Below are 17,842 nucleotides of genomic sequence, written 5' to 3'. Positions count from 1 at the left end.
GTAAGCGGTATCATTTCTCCTTTGAAAAAGGAGAGAACCAAGAGGTCCTCTCCGGCTGTTTGTTCTTTTTGATTCGAGTTGCTTTGAACTGCTAAAATCAAATCTCATTACTCTTCTTTACGTTTTGTCGCAAGGACTGCAGCAGATAAAGCGATGCTCACACTTGCCAAGAAGAGGGCTGCTTCTGAACCATGTTCTCCTGTAGCAGGAAGTTTCTCTTCTTTATCTTCCAGAGTTTTGGCATCAGCTACTGGGCTTAGAGTGAGCGGGTACTCAGGTTTTTCAACTGTTGGAGCTGCTTGATCTCCAGCAGTAGCCAATACACCTGTGTAGGCTGGTTTCTCGTTTACCAAGGCTTGAACCGCATTGACGCCACCTTTGAACTCAGGGACTTCATTTGCAGCCGCTAGGACCGCATTGGCTCCACCTTTGTATTCTGGTAATTCGTGAACCAAGGCTTCAACCGCATTAACGCCGCCCTTGAACTCAGGGACTTCATGTACAGCTGCTTCTGTTGCATTGACGCCGCCTTTGAACTCAGGTACATCAAGAACTGGTGGTTGTTCTTCTCCCTTGCTACTTGTTGGAGCATCTGGTTTCGTAGCAGAATCTTTTAATTGATTGAGATAGTCTGCGAAGTAGGCCACCATTCTTTCCGTCAAGAGATGGTTATCCGTCGCATATTTCATGCTTGCCTTAACGCTAGCTACTTCCTCTTGATTGTCTTTGTCTGTTAATTTCTGCGCCTTAGCCAAAGCTGCTTCATATTCAGACATGTCAAGCGGTGTTTCTGCTACTTGTGGACGGGTAAAGATGAGTTCCGCTGCAGATTGGTATTTATCGCCACCATCTCCGTAAGTCTTGGTACCTGTAAGGACAATTTTCTTAGCCTTGATTGTCTTGCCAAAGTCAATGTCTTTTGGTTTGTTATTATTTGGCCAATCTGTCACTGTGAAGGTATGTTCTTTACCAGACTCATCTGTGACAACCAGTTTCACATCTCGCAAGTTTCCATTTGAATCAGAGGCACGTGGAACATAACGAAGTCCTGTGATTTCAGTTGGTTCTTTCAAGACCATGGTTGCAGGCTTGCCTACATCTCCACCATTCCAAGATGTATGCCATAGACTAGACACATTTCCATCAAAGGCATTCTCTAGACCTTCACCTGGTTGAGCTGGCGCATCCAAACTTTCAAAGTCTTCTGCTACCAAGGCTGTCTTCTTCTGAACCAAAGCATTCTTCAAAGCTTCAATCTTGGCAATCTCTGCACGCGCCTCTTCCACGCTAATATCATCATCTGCCTGACTGAGGTTAAAGACCGCCTCCTTCAAAGCATCCATAGACTCTTTGGTGTAGTTGGTCATGGCTACAGTTGGCAAGTAGTTCTTCAGTGCATTTTCTGTCAGCATCTTACCAGTTAGGGTAATTTCCTCGATTTGAAGATTATCCATCATGAAGTCGTTATAACCACGGAAGTTGGCATTTCCGCCAGCATCTCCACGAGTATTGCTTGCGTTTCCAGTTGAGTAGATACCTACCCAAGTATCGCCTGTTTCTGCACCAGTCACGAGGAAGGTTACTTTCTTGGCTTTCTTAGAATCTGTCCAAGTATTTGGCAATTCATGCATTTCCAAGTTGCTTGCTTGACTACCACGACGACCTGACTGGAATTCTCCCTTACCGACTACAAAGGCATAGGTATTGTCAGAGCCTGCTTCGTATTCAAAGGTTACACGGTAAGTCTTACCTGCCTCAAAGCGGAAGTTTTGTGGGATTGTTTGGTAAACCAAGTTACGACGGCTCACTAGTCCATTGGTCTTCAATGACCAATTTCCTTCGATAACATCATCAACTTTCTTACCGTTCCAACCACGCTGTGTATATGGATCGTGTTTTTCAGACAAGTGAGTGCGGTTGTCTTCGACACCTTCGACACCACCTACTACAAATGGGAAGATACCTTGAGCTACATTTTCAAAGTCTTGTTTAAATGTTCCTTTACCTGTATCATGCTTGTCTCCGTACATGCTTGAATTGTTTTCAAAGGTACGAATTTCATCAAAGTAAGTTGCTTCATCACCAGCTTCACGACTCAATGTCAGAGTGACATTTGATACATCAGATCCAGTTGTAAAGAAGGCGTACATATTTTGGAAGTAACTTGTATCGTCAACTGTAGCATTTTCACGACGATTGTTATGAGCATAAGCTTTGATATAGTTGAGAGCGAGTGACTTATTGGTATAAGTAGTCACTTCTTTCTCGCCAGTATTCACTGTGATACTTGCCTTAGCATTACTACGGTTATCGACACCAACATAAACCGCATACTTGGTATTTGGTTTCAAGCCAGTCAGTTTCTGAGTAAGACTGACCTTGCTCTTATTACCTTGGATACGAAGCATTTCATTTGCGCCTTGTGATTTGACAATTTTTGCCTTAGAAGCATCACCAGAAATGGTCCAGTGTTTCAAGGTTCCACTGTTAAATCCTTGGTCGTAGATGTGCATGCCTTCGCTCCATGACATTTCAGGATTGGTTTGTTTTGAACGGTAGAGAACGTATGGTTGATTTGCTAGAAGGTCTAGGGTAATCTTGCCATCTTTTACGGTTAGTTCTTGCTCTTCTGTCTTACCTTGGTCAGTTAGCTTGTAAAGGTAAACCTTGCTATTTGCCCAATCGCTTGGAAGGGTCCAAGTTGTTGCACCGGCCTGCGTATTGAAGTAGTACATTTTTTCCTTATCAGTAGGAAGTTTCTTACCATTTGCATCCCAGTTCCAAGGAGTCAAGTAAGCTGAGCCATCTTGGATGACACGTCCGTTGAGCGTTACTGTACGTTCGCGGTATTGCGGGCTATTGACATCGTTTGACTTACGAGTCACAACAACCTTGTTACCTGCTGCATCGACTAGCTCAACCTTCATTTCTGGAGTCCATTTATAGGTACTACCGTTATCAGTCATGGTAACTGGTGTACCATTTTCCCATTTACTTACAGTGAAGTGTTGGAAGTACTTGGTCATGACATCATGGGCAAACAAGTTGGTTACATAGCCATTGTAGTCGCTTCTTCCTTGCCAGCCTTCAAAGTCTTTCATGCTGTAGCCACCTAGAAGTGGGTAGTTGGCTGCACCACCGTAACTTCTGTAGTCCCCAACCCAAGAATCTTTTTGGTGGTTGCGGATAAAGCGGGTGATAGCACTGTTGATACCTTTATTAGTGTAGCCACCATAGGTCAAGTCAGCTGCCCAGTGTTGGAAGGTAGAGTCGTATTCACCACCATGGCCCCACTCAATCGCAAAACGCCAGCCTTGTTTGTTGATTTCTTTAGCAAGAACGTGGGTAGCCCAGGCACCGTTATCACCTGATTGACCATTGCCCCATACGTCCACATAGATAAAGTCGAGACCTTCACCAAGTTTTTTCTTCAAGTCTTCCCAGCGAGCCAAACGTCCATGCGCCAAGTCATAAGCAGCATCAATGTTGATACCTTGGTCTAGCCAGTTCCATCCGTAGCTGTAGCTTCCATCTGGATTCTTACGAAGAATATTTTCATTAAAGTATTTAGACTCAGGATAAGTCTCAGAAGCGTTAACGTGGATACCAAGATGAGCTCCATATTTCTTCGCTTTTTCGATCAAGGTCTTGAAGTCTTCGACACCACCAATACGTTTACCAATATCAGCATAGTTCAAGTGACCAGAGTCGTGACCTTCACTACCATATCCTTTAAGGAGAACACCTTGCCCAAGACCATCTGTATGGAGATTGATTTTCTTGATACCATCCAAGGTCATAAGGAATGGGTTTTGTGCTTGTGAACCAAAGTTCATCGCGATACGATAAGCTGTGATATCCTTAACTTTTTCCCAACCTTGAGGGTTGTTCATGATGCTACGATAAGCAATGGCACCATCTTGCCAGTCGACTTTGTTGTCAGCATTGGCATCTTCGGTGATAACAACCTTGGCACTTGGAAGTTCCTTGGTGTATTCTGGGAAGACAATGCCCTTATAAGCTTTTTCCCATTGCCATTCAGAGCTATGAATTCCGACATAGTTGGCATTTCCAACTGTTTCTTTATAGGCTGTCAAACGAGTCCAGTCATTCGAACCACCACCGTAGCTGTTTTGAGAGTTACTCCAAACACCTGCAGCAAGCTTATCTGTAGAAACAAATCCATACATGTAACCCTTAGCCAAATCTTTCATTGGATTGGTTACATCGATATGATCATCCCCGCTGACATGGGTATTGTTTGACATGGTTGCCCCATCAAACTTAGCACCAGCTTGATCACTCGAAACAGAGACCAAAGCATTACCAAGGAAACTAATAGTTGAAAGCAATTTTCTTTCGTCATCAATCTTTTGACCTGGAGTGACTTGATTGTGGTTGACAATCTTGGTCACATCAAAGTGCAATTGATTATCCACAACTTGCAAGCGTACTGTCATTTCCGCATTGATTAAGTGAGCATCATCACGAAGCTTCATCACGTACTCTGCTGTTGTTTCATTGATTTTCTTATAAGTGACTTCAGGGGTGATTCGATGGTTATTGATAAAGACTTGGTTGAACTGTTGCACCTGTCCTGGTAAAGTATGGCCATTCAAAGTGTATTCTTTGACACGAGGAAAGGCTTGGTCAATCACTGCCTTGAGAACCTTAGACTGGATCGTATCATAAGTCACCTTGCTATCGTCAACGGCAGGACCTGTTTCTTTCTGGGCAGGAGTATCATCCGCTTTTACACCTTCTTGATTGTCTGTTTTAACGCTGACAACCGTTCGGTCATTGCTATAAGTTCCTGCCTTGAGAAGGATTTTCTTCTCATTTTTAAGATTCTCATTGACCGCCCCAGGTAGGGTCACTGTGTCAAAGAGATTGACATCATTGTTGCTGGCATTGAGTTGTCCATCTGACTTGAGAGTAATAGAAAGACGATTTACAGAACCTGGTTCTGGTGCTGCCACACGGTTGCCTTTATACCATGTGCTATTACCTGGAGTTTTGTATTCCCAGAACCAGCCACCTTGGTCATATCCAACAAAAACATTGTTCTTGGTATCTTTAAATTTCAAGAAGACACCAAAGCGTGATTTGCCCTTTTCAGAATCATCTTTGAAGGTTAAATCAACCGTCGCATTTCCATTAGCGTCAACTGTCAATCCTTGTTTTTCAAACAAGGCTGGTTTGCCATCATTGTCATTTTGGGCCGTTGAAGACAATTGATTGTAGCGAACACCCTTTTCTTCACGAATAGTGACTGTTCCTTGTTGCTCTTTATTCGCTACCGTTTGCCATTCAGGAGTCACTGTCTTAGGTGTTTCAGGTTTAGCAGCTGCAGGTTTATCCTCTTTTGGTTTTTCTTCAGCCGGTTTCTCTTTCTCTTCCAAGTCGGCTGGTTTCACACTTGAAATTCCCTGTATGTGGTCTTGGATCCATTTTAGTTGAGCTGGTGAGAAGAGAATGCCTCCGCTCCGTTTTCCAACTACACCATTTTGGTGAACACCGACTAGTTTGCCTTCTGTATCAAAGATACCACCACCACTAGCGCCCGGTTTTCCTCCTTGGTAACCAATCCCTTGGACACCTTCTCCGTATGGTTCCGCAAAATCAACTGTAGTATTGACAATCGGATTCAATTTTCCTTCTGGATAACCAAAGACATGGAGTTTATCTCCGATTTTCTTAACAACTGGCTTTTTAGTTACTTCAACAGGCGTATTTTCTAGAACTGTACGCAATCTCACAAGAGCCAAATCATTTTTGAAGCCTTTCAGGTAGCCTTCACGATCCCAATGAATAATATCTTTCTTGCTAAACTTGACATCTGGCAATCCTGGATATGAGATGCTATAGATATCTCCATCCCCTTGGTCATTATCCACAACCTTACGGATATTGCCGTCTTGGCTATCCTTGATAAAGTTGTGAGAAACCGTCAAGACAAGGTCTTTAGCAATGACAATACCGCTACCTTCTCCTGATGGCGTCTTAATCTTAACAGTCGCGCCGTAGTTTAATTCCCCATTGGTAGTCTTAGCCACATCTTCTGGGACGAGCTTGCCAGTATCTTGGGCCAACTGATCCTTGTCAACTTCGCGCCCATTGTCTTCAGCTTTCTCCAACTTATCTTCTAATTCTTTTGGCAGATTGCTTGGCTTTTCAGACTTTTCTTTTTCTTGAGTCAACAACTCTTCTTCTGTTTGAGGGCCTTCAGCAGTTTCAGCTGAACCAGGATTCTGAGCGGCAACTTCCTTGTCAAAATCGTGCCCCTCATCACTAGCCTTCTTATCCAAATCAGCTAGTTCACTCGGCAAATTATCTGTTGAACCAACTCTTGCTTGATCAGCTAATACTGGGCTAGCTGCGAAGAAAGTCGTTCCAATCATCACCGAAGCTACTCCAAGCGTAAACTTACGAATACTGAACTTACAGCGTTTTTCAAAAAATCGTTTATCCATGAACTCCTAAATCCTTTCATTTTCCAGTAAGCGTTTACATTTCTTTTTTAAAAAATACTCCTTTCTCTGAAAGTGCTCTGCTTAACTGTTATAAATAAAAATTAATTGTACTTTTAATATAACAAATAAAAAGGCAGAAAGCAATAGGAAATAGGTAAAATTCACTAAAATTTTCTCTTTTCTGAACAGTTCTAACGCTCAGAATTTTAAGAATCGCTTTACAGCTATAAAAAAATCCTATCTCTAATCATTCAGGGACTTATACCAAGATAAAAAAGGACTTAACCATCATGTCGATGGCTAAATCCTTCACTTTTTTAAAGTTATTTCACATGGTTTGCGAGATCTTCTTGGGCCTTTTTATTTGACTCTTCTTTTTCTTTCAACCATTTTTCTTGAGCTTTTTGGTATTCTTCTGTTGTCACTGCCTTATCTTGTACTTCTAGATATTTGTACAAAAGGGCTTCACTCATACCCTTGTTACCAGAGTATGCAAATGGAAGTGTAAATGGTACCATCTTAGACAACATTGGACGACCAGTTTGAGAAGTTGTTGGAATGAGCAAGGCACTGTCTGTCAACCAAGCTTGGGCAGCAGCATATTTCTCATAACGTTTTGAAACATCAGTGGTTTCTTCACCAGCTTCCACAACCATTTTTTCGTAATCTTCTAAACCAACTTGCTTAGCGGCAGCGTTGTTTGTCCCAGAATCAAATCCTAGATATGTTTTCGTATTTTCTCCTACAGAAGGCTTGATAATATCAAGATAAGTAGATGGATCGATATAGTCTGGAGACCAACCCACGTTATCTGAGATATCCCAGTCTTCTCCAGCCGCAGTCTCAGCGAAGTAGGTAATGTTTTGAACATCGTCTTTTTGGAGCTGTTGGATATCGATAACCACATTATCTGATCCTAGATTTTCTTCAACTGACTGTTTAAAAGATTGAACACGTTGAACTTTTGTTGTATTTGTTTGATCTACAGGCATATCCAAGTGGATTGGGAATTTCACACCTTCCGCTTGAAGGGCCGCCTTAGCTTTAGCGAACTCTGCTTTGGCTTTGTCAGGATTGTAGAGTCCATCTTGGGCATCATCCAAGTTTACGTTGCTCCACTCATCTCCATAGGTCACCAATTTTTCCTTAACTAATTCCCCAAAGTTTTTCCCATCTGCCTGTACAAATGTAGGAGGAACAAATAAGTTACGAAGCAGTTTAGTAGCCCCGCTTGCACCATTTACTTGAGAAGCGTAGGCTGTTCTGTCAAAACCAAATGCAATAGCTTGACGGAAGTCCTTATTCAAAAGTGCCTTCTTGGTTGATACTTTTTCCTCATCTGTTGTCTTAGAAGTGTACTTATAAGACTGGCGATCGATATTTGTGCCTACTAAATAAGTAGTAGAATCTTGTTGGGTATAAACGATATTGTCTTTGAATGTTTTTTCAGTCTCTGAGTAACTAGCACTTGTTGGGAAGAGGCGAGCCATTGTAAAGCTACCGTCTTTGAAAGCTTCAGTTGGCTTATTAGTATCTTGACCATCCCAGAAGGATAATTTTACTTTATCAAGATGGACATTGTCTTTGTCCCAATAGTTTGGATTCTTTTCGAACTCGACTGATGATTTGGCTACGATTGATTTGAGTAAGAATGGTCCATTATAGAGAATGCTGCTTGGGTCCGTACCTTTAGCAAAGTCATCCCCTTTAGAGTTCAAAAATTCTTCATTAACAGGAGCCAGAACACCCATTGTTGTCTTAGAATTCCAGAAACTTTCTGGCTTGTTCAATGTGTATTGAACGGTATAATCATCAAGAGCTTTGATTCCTACTTGAGAAAAATCTGTAATTTCTCCTTTGACGTAAGCATCCAATCCCTTGATAGATTCCTGAACCAGGTAAAGACCATCTGATTTCTTATCAGCAGCATACTTAAGACCAGTTACAAAGTCTTGAGCTTTAACTTCTGCATACTCCTCACCTTCAGATGTATACCATTTTGCATCCTTTCGGAGTGTATACGTATAAGTCAATCCATCCTTAGATACAGACCAATCCTCAGCCATAGACGGTACAAAGTTACCATAGCGGTCATTTTCAAGCAAGCCATCGATAACGTTACTAGTAATATTTGCTGTAGCTGCCTTACCAGTTGTCAAATAGTTTAGGTTATCAGGATCCGTTTCGTAAATGTATGAGAATGTTTTCTCACCTTTAGCATTTGAACTTGATCCAGAGCAGGCTGCAAGAGTCGCAGCTGCCAATAACGTCACACCCGCAAGGGCAAGTAGTTTTGAACTTTTCATTGTTTTCTCCTTTAAAACTTTCACCCCATTATAGTCCCTTTTCAGAAACATGTCAATAAAATTTTCAGAATTTTTGAATTAATTTGGTAAATTCTGAAAAATAAGTTTTCTATTATAAAATTATGATTCTCTAATACTATATTTTTATATCTTAAACCAGCAAAACAAGGACCGAAAATCAGATTTTTTATCATTTTTTTGCTATGATTAGATAGAAGAAAAGTTAAGGAGAAGACAATGATATTAATTACAGGTTCAAATGGTCAACTCGGTACCGAACTACGTTATTTACTAGATGAACGAAATGTGGACTATGTTGCAGTGGATGTGGCCGAAATGGATATCACTAATGCTAAAATGGTTGAGAAAGTCTTTGCTGAGATTAAGCCAACTTTAGTCTATCATTGTGCAGCTTATACTGCTGTTGATGCAGCAGAAGACGAGGGGAAAGAACTGGATTTTGCCATCAACGTAACTGGAACTGAAAATGTAGCCAAGGCCTCTGAGAAATACGGATCTACTCTGGTCTATATCTCGACAGACTATGTCTTTGATGGAAAGAAACCCGTCGGACAAGAGTGGGAAGTCGATGACCTACCTGATCCGCAAACAGAGTACGGGCGTACCAAGCGAATGGGGGAGGAACTTGTTGAAAATCTTACGTCACAGCATTACATTATCCGGACTGCTTGGGTCTTTGGAAATTATGGTAAAAACTTTGTCTTTACCATGCAAAATCTAGCCAAATCCCATAAAACACTCACAGTAGTCAACGACCAACACGGCCGCCCAACCTGGACACGAACCTTGGCCGAATTCATGACCTATTTGACTGATAATCAAAAAGAGTTTGGCTACTACCACTTATCAAATGACGCAGCGGAAGACACCACTTGGTATGACTTCGCTGTCGAGATTCTTAAAGACAGTGATGTCGAAGTAGTACCAGTAGACTCCAGCAAGTTTCCTGCCAAGGCTAAACGACCTCTCAACTCAACCATGAGTTTAGTCAAAGCGAAGGCGACAGGTTTCGTCATTCCAACCTGGCAAGCTGCCCTTAAAGAGTTTTATAAACAAGAAATAAGAGAATAAAAGATTACGACATACATAAAAAGCAAGAGAACTCAAAGTCTCTTGCTTTTTAGTATGCATTTAGTTAATCACTTGTTGCGTTTTAGCATAATTAGCTTCTACTGCTTCTTTGTCAGATTTCCACCAGTCTTGGTTGTCTGTGTACCACTTGATGGTCTCTTTGAGACCTGCTTCAAAGTTGGTAAACTCTGGTTTCCACCCTAGTTCATCACGAAGCTTGCTAGCGTCGATAGCATAACGAAGGTCGTGACCAGCTCGGTCCGTCACATGGTCATAAGCATCAGCTGGTTGCCCCATTTCCTTGAGAATGAGTTCCAGGACTTCCTTATTGTTCTTCTCACCATCCGCACCAATCAAGTAGGTTTCACCAATTTGACCCTTTGTCAAAATTGTCCAAACACCTGATGAATGGTCATTGGTGTGAATCCAGTCACGGACATTTTTACCTTCACCGTAGAGTTTTGGCTTGATTCCACTCAAAATATTGGTGATTTGGCGCGGAATGAACTTCTCGATATGTTGGTAAGGACCATAGTTGTTTGAACAGTTAGAAATAGTCGCTTTAACACCAAATGAGCGAACCCAAGCTTTGACAATCAAGTCTGAAGCTGCTTTGGTTGATGAGTAAGGCGAGCTGGGATTGTACTTGGTTTCAGCCGTAAATTTCTCACCTGGACCTTCTCCATGACCTGGCAAATCTTCACGCAGAGGCAGATCCCCATAGACTTCGTCAGTTGACACATGGTGGAAACGAAGGTCGTATTTACGTGCTGCTTCCAAAAGAGTGTAGGTCCCGATGAAGTTGGTATGGATAAAGGGACTCGGATCATTGAGCGAGTTGTCATTGTGACTTTCTGCCGCATAATGAACGATAGCATCCGCTTCAGCTGCCAGCTTGTCTACCAAGACTGCATCAGCAATATCTCCAACAACCAACTCAACACGATCACCTATAATTTCTTCAATATTGGCACGATTACCCGCATAAGTCAGCTTGTCCAGCACTGTCACATGAACATCTGGAAAGTTTTTGTAAACATAATGAACAAAGTTAGAACCGATAAAACCAGCTCCACCTGTCACGATGATATTTTTGTATTCAGTCATTTTTATTCCCTAATTTTTTTACAAATCTTCTTTTCTCAGAGGTTTTACATCCTTAAGCAGTGGATGATGTTTATCAGCTTCTGAGACTTCTGCTGCTTCTAGGTTTTCCCACTCAATGCCCAAAGCTGGGTCTGCATAGTTGACAAAAGCATATTTAGGCTTGAGTTCAAGTGCCCAATAGTCATTGACCAGATAGCTATAAGAAACTGTATCCGAGAGGACTTGGAAACCATTGGCTACGCCGCGAGGGACAAAGATTCCCTTACTTGCATCAATCTCGGTCTGATAAACATTTCCAAAAGTCTCACCTTCACGTAGGTCAACCCAAGAACCCAGAACCTTGCCACCATCTGCTACTGAGATGTACTTATCCCAAGGTTCAGCATGGAGTCCTCGAAGAACATTTTTGCGAGAAAAGCTGACGTTATTTTGCAGTTTTCCTTCAGCAAAGAAGCTTTCAGGAAAACCAAGCGGTAGCATCTTTTCTTTCTGGAAATTTTCCTTAAACCAGCCACGATTGTCACCATGAACTGGAATGTCGAACTCTAACAAACCTGGAATGGCATCAATCTTGTGCACTGCAAGTGTTTTGCCGAAAAAATTATCTGTCATCTAGATTTCTCCAATCAAACGAAGCAAGTATTGCCCGTATTCATTCTTCTTGAGAGGTTGCGCCAACTTCAGCACATCTTCGCGGCTGATATAACCCATTCGGTAGGCAATTTCTTCCAGATTGGCAACCTGAACATTTTGCATTCGTTGAACCGTTTCGATATATTGGGAAGCCTCTAACAAGCTCTCATGCGTCCCTGTATCCAACCAGGCAAAACCACGCCCCATAACTTCAACTGACAAATCCCCACGCTTCAAATAAGCATTGTTAACATCTGTGATTTCCAACTCTCCACGAGCACTCGGTTTTATCTGTTTGGCAATCTCCACAACATCATTGTCATAGAAATAAAGACCAGTCACTGCATAGTTAGAGCGAGGATTCTCCGGTTTTTCTTCTATGGAAATAGCATTCATGTCTGTATCAAACTCGACCACACCAAAACGCTCTGGATCCTTCACTTGGTAGCCAAAAACAGTCGCCCCCTTCTCTTTCTTGGCTGCCTTTTGAAGCATTTTGCTCAAACCAGGCCCATGATAGATATTATCGCCTAAAATCAAGGCAACACTATCGTCGCCGATAAATTCTTCACCGATAAGAAAAGCCTGAGCAAGTCCGTCGGGACTAGGCTGTTCCGCATAGGAAAGCTTGATTCCAAATTCGGAACCATCCAAGAGCAGATCCTTAAAACGGGGCAAATCCTGTGGTGTTGAGATGATCAAAATGTCCTTAATCCCAGCCAACATCAAGGTTGACAAAGGATAATAAATCATGGGTTTATCATAAACTGGCATCAGCTGTTTTGACGCGGCCCGAGTAAGTGGGTACAGTCGGGTACCTGAACCACCCGCAAGAATAATACCTTTCATAATAGGCTTCCTTTCTGGCTAATTACCTATCCTATATTATATTTCATTTTATCCCAAATTCCCTAAGGAATTTACTTCAATTTGGATAAGGCAGCTTTTAAATAGGCTCCATCTCGAAGAGCGGCTCCAACTTTCCTAGCTTGTTCTGAAAGTTCCTTGTAGTCTTGAAGTGTCAAATCATCTAGTACTTTTTGGAGGTCGTGTAGAGAATCAACTGCTAGACCACACTGTTTATCCAGAACAAAATGTGCGAGAGCCGACTCTTTCCAGACTATTAGGGGAAAACCTGAAGCTAAGTAGAGAGAGGCCTTGTGCGAGTTGTTAAAACGTAGGTAGTTCCCGTAAGAACCTTGGCAGGTTTCTGAGCTGTCTCCGTCCCAGACCAAACCAAAACTACCTTCAAGAGCAGCTGGGAGGTCATCTGGCATAAAGGAACCAAAGTAGCTAGTGTTTTTCAATGCACGACTTTCATCGTAGCCCACCCCATACAAGTTATAGGCGGGCTGGTCTGGCAAGTTATAAAGATAACCTGACTTTGCAGGGTTCAAATTTCCAGCTACGATAATAGGCTGGTCTTTTTGGAGATTTGGTTTTTCAGCAAAGTTTGGAATCAGATAGTCAAAAATTTCCAAGCTAACCATTTTATCTGCTGGCACTCCTTGACCTACCAGAACTTTCTTCATGATATCGTTATGAACGATAATGCCATCCACTGACATCAAAGCTTTCTTTTCTTGGAAGTAATTGCGCACTTTATGACGGAATTTCACTTCCGAACCTGCTGCATGACGCAAGGTTTCAATATCATGGATCAAAAGATAGAATTTTGCTCCTCTCTTTTGCGCCTGCTTAATGAGTTGTGAGATGAAAAATGTATGGTGGATAATAGGGAACTGAATCACCAATTCATCTCCGGCTCCCAACTGATCAAACACAGACTTGGTCGCACGATATTTGTGTTGTTGAGCTTTAAAGAAATTCATCTTATACCAATTCTCAACCTTGAGCTCCAACCCCTCATAACCCTCTGAGATTAGAATAGATTCTACATCATTTCGCGCCTTACTCCCTGCATTCTTTTCGTGTGCATTATGCAGAAATGAATCTTTCAGATAATATTTCACCTTTTCTCCCCTTTATCTGTGATATTCTTAGATGCTCCCTAGTTCTTCTTCTACCACATCCAATGCACGTTCAACAGTCACATGCATATCATAGTATTTATAATCTGCCAAGCGACCACAGAAGATAACGCGCCCATTTTTCTCAGCTTCCGCTAGATACTGCTCATAAATTGCATTGTTTTTGGCATCATTGATTGGATAGTAAGGTTCATCTCCTCTTTTCCAATCTGCTGGATATTCACGAGTAATAACGGTCTTGGCTTGAGTCCCAAACTCAAAATGTTTGTGTTCGATGATTCGCGTATAGGGAATATCACGTTCAGTATAGTTGACTACGGCATTTCCTTGATGATTTTCTTGGTCCAAAATCTCATGCTCAAAACGGAGACTGCGATACTCAAGTTCACCAAATTTATAGTCAAAGAACTGATCAATCATCCCTGTGAAGACAATCTTAGTTGCTGAAGCCTCCAAGTTCTCCCGATCAGCAAAGAAATCTGTATTAAGCTCTACTTCGATTCCTTCCAACAACTTTTCGATGATGACATTGTAACCACCAATTGGAATCCCTTGGTAACGGTCGTTGAAATAATTATTGTCATAAGTCAATCGAACTGGTAAACGCTTGATGATAAAGGGTGGTAGTTCAGTAGCAGAACGTCCCCATTGCTTTTCGGTGTAGCCCTTGATTAGCTTTTCATAAACATCCGTACCAATCAACTTAATGGCTTGTTCCTCTAAGTTTTTAGGCTCAACATCTTGCATGTGTGTCGTCTGCTCAGTAATCTTGTCCTTGACTTCTTGGGGTGTCTTTGTCCCCCACAAAGCATAGAAAGTGTTCATGTTAAAAGGCAGATTGTAAAGATGTCCTTGATAGTTGGCAATAGGAGAATTGATGTAATTGTTAAACTCCGCAAACTGATTGACATAATCCCAGACCTTTTTATTGGATGTATGGAAGATATGAGCCCCATACTTGTGGACATTGATTCCTTCAACAGATTGGCAATAGATATTCCCACCAATGTGTTCTCGTTTATCAATCACCTTCACTTTCTTGCCACGTTTGTTAGCTTCGTGGGCAAAGATTGCACCTGACAAGCCAGCACCGACAATCAAATAATCGTACATAAAATCTCCTTATTTCTTTAAGACACTTTTTAGTTCTTGAAAATCCAAGACACGTAAGACCAAAACCAAGCCACCGTAGACTAGGAAGCCAAGCAGAGAATAGATCAAGACATTCACAACAGACGAGAAGTGCATGAAAGCTTGTACAGAATACAAAGCGCCGTACATCAAGAGAGCAGCTAAAAATATTTTTAGCATAGATGGAAGGATCTTGACCTCTTTTAGGTACGAACGTGTAAAATAGAGTTGGATCAGCCAAACTAAACCTTCTGTCGCAACAGATACGATCGACGCCCCAATATAGCCCAGAGGCGGGATTAAAAGGAGATTCAAGCCTACACTGAAAATAGCTGGAATAGTTGTTGACAGCATAAATTCACGATTCTTATTGTGAGGAATCAAGATTTGAATTCCCATGATATTGGTCCAGCCAATAAAGAACATTCTAAAGGCCATGATGGCAATCGCATAGCGAGCATCTTGGAAGTCTTGCCCCAGGAAAAAATTAACAAAATCTTTGTTAACAATCAAAATCCCCGCAATCATCGGGAAGATAACCAAGTTATACACTAAGAAAGACATTTCATGTAACTTGTTAACCGCCTTTTGGTTACCTGATGAGAGGAGATTGGAGACCCGAGGCAACATAACACTACCAAGCGACGTTACCAAGGTCAACAAAATATTCAATAATTTCAAGGCTTGATCATAGATCCCGACATCCTTGGTCGAAGACAAGGCACCCAACATGGTGCGATCTAGCGTGATGTAGAGTGAAATGGCAATCTGTGGCAGAAACAAGAGAATGACTGGTTTGATATGCTCTTTGGCATAGGCTATATCCAGATGCGGCTTGCGAATGTGCTCCCGAGCAGGAAGCCACATACTCAACTGACCTAGTAGATCATAGGCAACCAAGAGGATGATATACAAGTACAAGTCGGATGGTTTCTTAACAAATAGGAATATCGAAACAACACCTAGAAGTTTGACCATTGTGTTACGAGCTGTGATTTTTTTGAAATCTTCTAACCCTTGAAAAAGCCAAGAAATATCAAAACCACGAGACAGCAAACTAAAGCCAAGTATATAGGCAATTGGATTGTTCATCGACGGCACAAGCAAGCAGATAACTATATAAAGCGTAACCGCTAAACAGGTTGAAAGGACTTGTAAACTGTAAATGCCCCAGAAGGTTTTCTGAACATTGTTTCGATGTCCTGAAATCTCCTTGGTCCCATAATTGGCCACCCCAAGTGTCGCTAAGAGTATAAAGTAAGTTACTATTGAGTTGTAGTACCCATAGGAACCTAAGTCATTGGATGAGAAAACCCGAGTAATATAGGGTGTAGTAATGACTGGTAAAACGATTACTAACAGCTGATAAGAAAGATTATATAAATAATTTTTTAATACTTTCACAAGGAGTTCCTCGTTGTAGATTTCTTCGATTCAAATTCAATAACTGGCAAGGTTGCAAATAGAGTAAACATAAAAATATTATAAGACGGGCGAACCCAGAAGGCCTCAAACATACAGTTGACTGCTATTAAGGATAAGGCCGTCAATAGCAAATAATTCTTTTTGCGATAAAATGACCAAGACCTAACTATGTATAACACGACCAATAAGAGAACTGGAATCATCCCATAGGTAAAGAGCATCTGAACGTAGGAAGAGTCTACATAGTCGTAGCTCAAAACGGATTCTGTACGCCCCCCATAACCGATAAATGATATGCCCCGAATCCCAAACCACTGCACTGCATATTTTTTTAGTGCCTCATGTCCTAGGTGTAATCTCATACTAAAAAAATTGTTTAGAGCCACATACATTGGATGAGACCAGGTAAATTTAGAAGAGAGATAAATCATTACTGAAGACGCTATACCAGCCGATAAAGGAAGTAAAGCAAAAAGCCGTCGCTGTTTATCATTTCGGAAATAAAAGTACAGAAAAATGAGCGCCATTACAGTAATAGAAGCGGCATTAAGCCTCGCATCGCAATATCGAATAATGAAATAAGCCAGACCAAATCCTAAGGCAGTCCGTAAAATAATGAATTTCTTTCTAAAGATATACGATATAGCTGTATATAGATAAAAACAGTGAGAAGCAAAATCAGTTGGATAAATAAAGCCAAATGAATTTCGAACAACGACTCCCGCAGATCGTGATTGGACAAATTGCAAGTTTGGAATAGCACCAATCACGGCCAAGAGCACTATCAATACAATAAAAAACAAGGCTACAACAGAGTATATTTTAAGTACACTTTCCATCTCAGCCTTGTAAAGAAAGACAAGCAGAAACATATACATCAATGCATTAAGGTTCCCAGTCTTATAGTAAACCATGCCCCCAGCAAAAAGAAGAATTGGTGCAAAGATGAGATAGCTTATAGAGTAGTGATGAATATAAGCAAATCGCATAGCAAGTAACAGGACCGCAAAAAAAGGAACTACATTAGGAATATTAGGTAAAACAGGAGCTAACATAGACGTATTGATCATATCTATGGAGACAACCACTATTAAAACTGCTGCAATTAGCAATTTATCACGTTCTAACTTTAACATTTTCTTTTTCCTTTTCTTCTTTCATCCCTAACTCTTACTTAGGATTTTTTTAACTTTTTAAATTGATAATAGAGCCGCGGATACTTAGTAATTAAAACATAGAGGATCCTACGTTTCTTGCTAACTCTAGCATTCTTCAAGACAAGTGGCAAATAAGGCCTGGTTTTCTCCTGAAGTCTCTTGAATTCTACCGAATCCCCATCCTTAATCATCGTAAAAATCAGAAGACTTCCTGTAAAGAAGCGTGAAATGATGGCTTCTTGGAGTTCTGAACTCTCAGGATAGGTTGCATTCACAACCTCTTTTAAATGATCGATTGCTTCGTAAAACTCGTATTGTTTTGGCGTGAAAGCCGAGGCAGTAATGCTACCAGGTCTATGGTAATAATGGTAAATCGGAAGATGGTACAAGGCCACGGATTGGACTTGGTTGAGATGCTCACTGATAACATAGAGGTCTTCGTAGATGCGCCCCTTGGGGAAGGGAGCTTTCTCAAGAAGTTCTTTCCGATAGAGTTTCCCACAAGCAGAGACCGTTACAAGGTCTCC

The 17,842-nt window shown here is 41.4% G+C and carries 10 protein-coding genes and 1 pseudogene; 1 reads left to right on the top strand and 10 read right to left on the bottom strand.

Annotation, left to right across the window (positions count from 1 at the left end):
• Positions 1–107 precede the first annotated feature (107 nt).
• Positions 108–6,473 (bottom strand): SpGH101 family endo-alpha-N-acetylgalactosaminidase, encoded by a 6,366-nt coding sequence (locus tag GMD1S_RS00055; RefSeq protein ID WP_000361152.1) that lies wholly within the window; start codon positions 6,471–6,473, stop codon positions 108–110.
• 323 nt (positions 6,474–6,796) lie between these two features.
• Entirely contained in the window at positions 6,797–8,779 is a 1,983-nt protein-coding gene (locus tag GMD1S_RS00050) for a peptide ABC transporter substrate-binding protein (RefSeq protein WP_000842592.1), read from the bottom strand.
• A gap of 237 nt (positions 8,780–9,016) precedes the next feature.
• Here GMD1S_RS00050 and rfbD point away from each other — a divergent pair, with 237 nt between their 5' ends.
• Entirely contained in the window at positions 9,017–9,871 is an 855-nt protein-coding gene (gene rfbD, locus GMD1S_RS00045; protein WP_000600928.1) for a dTDP-4-dehydrorhamnose reductase, read from the top strand.
• 60 nt (positions 9,872–9,931) lie between these two features.
• Here the strand turns inward: rfbD and rfbB are convergent, their stop codons facing one another.
• The 8 genes and pseudogenes from rfbB to GMD1S_RS12215 form a co-directional block, all read right to left on the bottom strand.
• Complete coding sequence (gene rfbB / locus GMD1S_RS00040) at positions 9,932–10,978, bottom strand: dTDP-glucose 4,6-dehydratase (RefSeq protein ID WP_000141509.1); 1,047 nt, start codon at positions 10,976–10,978, stop codon at positions 9,932–9,934.
• A gap of 18 nt (positions 10,979–10,996) precedes the next feature.
• On the bottom strand, positions 10,997–11,590 hold the full coding sequence (locus GMD1S_RS00035) for a dTDP-4-dehydrorhamnose 3,5-epimerase family protein (RefSeq protein ID WP_000131467.1): 594 nt from the start codon (positions 11,588–11,590) through the stop codon (positions 10,997–10,999).
• The gene (gene rfbA, locus GMD1S_RS00030; RefSeq protein ID WP_000676122.1) at positions 11,591–12,460 is read right to left on the bottom strand and encodes a glucose-1-phosphate thymidylyltransferase RfbA; all 870 of its coding nucleotides are present in this window, start codon (positions 12,458–12,460) and stop codon (positions 11,591–11,593) included.
• 71 nt (positions 12,461–12,531) lie between these two features.
• A complete protein-coding gene (locus tag GMD1S_RS00025; RefSeq protein ID WP_000878651.1) occupies positions 12,532–13,584 on the bottom strand; it encodes a hypothetical protein in 1,053 nt (350 codons plus the stop codon).
• A 27-nt stretch (positions 13,585–13,611) separates the two neighbouring features.
• Complete coding sequence (gene glf / locus GMD1S_RS00020; RefSeq protein ID WP_000272505.1) at positions 13,612–14,715, bottom strand: UDP-galactopyranose mutase; 1,104 nt, start codon at positions 14,713–14,715, stop codon at positions 13,612–13,614.
• Positions 14,716–14,724: 9 nt separating this feature from the next.
• Positions 14,725–16,137, bottom strand: coding sequence for a flippase (locus tag GMD1S_RS00015; protein ID WP_000866221.1), 1,413 nt, complete (start codon positions 16,135–16,137; stop codon positions 14,725–14,727).
• Positions 16,134–17,294, bottom strand: coding sequence for a hypothetical protein (locus GMD1S_RS00010; protein WP_000915514.1), 1,161 nt, complete (start codon positions 17,292–17,294; stop codon positions 16,134–16,136). Before GMD1S_RS00010 ends, GMD1S_RS00015 begins: the two co-directional genes overlap by 4 nt.
• Before the next feature lie 38 nt (positions 17,295–17,332).
• Positions 17,333–17,842, bottom strand: a pseudogene (locus tag GMD1S_RS12215) (glycosyltransferase family 2 protein); the annotation flags it as partial.

It is taken from the genome of Streptococcus sp. GMD1S, from assembly GCF_000296875.1.
GTDB lineage: Bacteria > Bacillota > Bacilli > Lactobacillales > Streptococcaceae > Streptococcus.
This window is presented reverse-complemented; position numbering and strand designations above follow the sequence as displayed.

What these genes read in the sequence shown, in the direction of transcription:
- glf (WP_000272505.1), bottom strand. Translation starts at nt 14,715, where the DNA reads ATGTACGATTATTTGATTGTCGGTGCTGGCTTGTCAGGTGCAATCTTT.
- GMD1S_RS00050 (WP_000842592.1), bottom strand. Translation starts at nt 8,779, where the DNA reads ATGAAAAGTTCAAAACTACTTGCCCTTGCGGGTGTGACGTTATTGGCA.
- rfbD (WP_000600928.1), top strand. Translation starts at nt 9,017, where the DNA reads ATGATATTAATTACAGGTTCAAATGGTCAACTCGGTACCGAACTACGT.
- GMD1S_RS00055 (WP_000361152.1), bottom strand. Translation starts at nt 6,473, where the DNA reads ATGGATAAACGATTTTTTGAAAAACGCTGTAAGTTCAGTATTCGTAAG.
- rfbB (WP_000141509.1), bottom strand. Translation starts at nt 10,978, where the DNA reads ATGACTGAATACAAAAATATCATCGTGACAGGTGGAGCTGGTTTTATC.
- GMD1S_RS00010 (WP_000915514.1), bottom strand. Translation starts at nt 17,294, where the DNA reads ATGTTAAAGTTAGAACGTGATAAATTGCTAATTGCAGCAGTTTTAATA.
- rfbA (WP_000676122.1), bottom strand. Translation starts at nt 12,460, where the DNA reads ATGAAAGGTATTATTCTTGCGGGTGGTTCAGGTACCCGACTGTACCCA.
- GMD1S_RS00035 (WP_000131467.1), bottom strand. Translation starts at nt 11,590, where the DNA reads ATGACAGATAATTTTTTCGGCAAAACACTTGCAGTGCACAAGATTGAT.